At 39.5% G+C, this 907-nt stretch carries 1 protein-coding gene; it reads left to right on the top strand.

Annotated elements, in window-relative coordinates; translation table 11 throughout:
- Window positions 1-804, top strand: an 804-nt coding sequence (locus ACOI1D_RS21705) for an IS1182 family transposase (protein ID WP_422504285.1), incomplete at its 5' end; no start/stop codon positions are given.
- Between the last annotated feature and the right edge of the window lie 103 nt (window positions 805-907).

Raw genomic sequence — 907 nt, 5'->3', positions numbered from 1 at the left:
AATTCGCATGAAAAAAAACCTCTAAAGGATCGAAAAGAAGTGATTAAAACAAAGGAGATTCGTAAAAGTAAAACAGATCCCGATAGTGGATTTATGTCCCGTGACCAGAAACAGGAGATGTTCTGCTACCTTGATCACCGCACTACAGACATGAAATATAATATTATTACAGACGCGTTTGTTACCCCCGGAAATTTTCACGACTCTCGTCCTTACCTCAACCGTTTAGATCGACAGGTAGAACGATTTGGTTTTAACGTTGAAGCTGTTGCTTTGGATTCAGGGTACCTTACTGTACCCATTTGTAAAGGGATATTAGATCGTAATATATTTGGTGTGATTGCACATCGAAGGTTCCACCCAACAAAAGGACTGTTTCCAAAATGGAAGTTTAAGTATGACAAAGACAATGACATTTATATTTGCCCAAACGGAGAAACCTTACCCTATAGCACTACAAACCGTGAAGGATATAGAGAATATAAATCAAACCCTCATAACTGTAAAAACTGCCCATTATTAGACCAATGTACACGATCAAAAAATCACCAAAAGGTCGTTACGCGGCATGTATGGGAAGATTACAAGGAAAAGATTCGACAGAATCGGCTTTCCCCTTCAGGAAAGATACTCTACAAGTTTAGAAAAGAGAAAATAGAGCGAAGCTTTGCAGATTCCAAACAACTGCATGGGCTTCGCTACTGCAGGTTACGTGGATTGCACAATGCAGGTGAACAAGTGTTACTCACTGCAGCGTGCCAGAACATGAAGAAGATTGCCACACACTTAGCCAAGCTCGGCTAAGTGTGTGGGAGTCTATTTTCATTAAAATACCTTTGAAAATTCCTAGTTCAAGATAATACAAAAAAGCTTGTAGAGAAAAAACACCCACTTTCTCTACAAGCTG

The sequence above is a fragment of the Virgibacillus sp. DJP39 genome, assembly GCF_049310925.1.
Classification (GTDB): Bacteria; Bacillota; Bacilli; order Bacillales; family Amphibacillaceae; genus Virgibacillus_F.
This window is presented reverse-complemented; position numbering and strand designations above follow the sequence as displayed.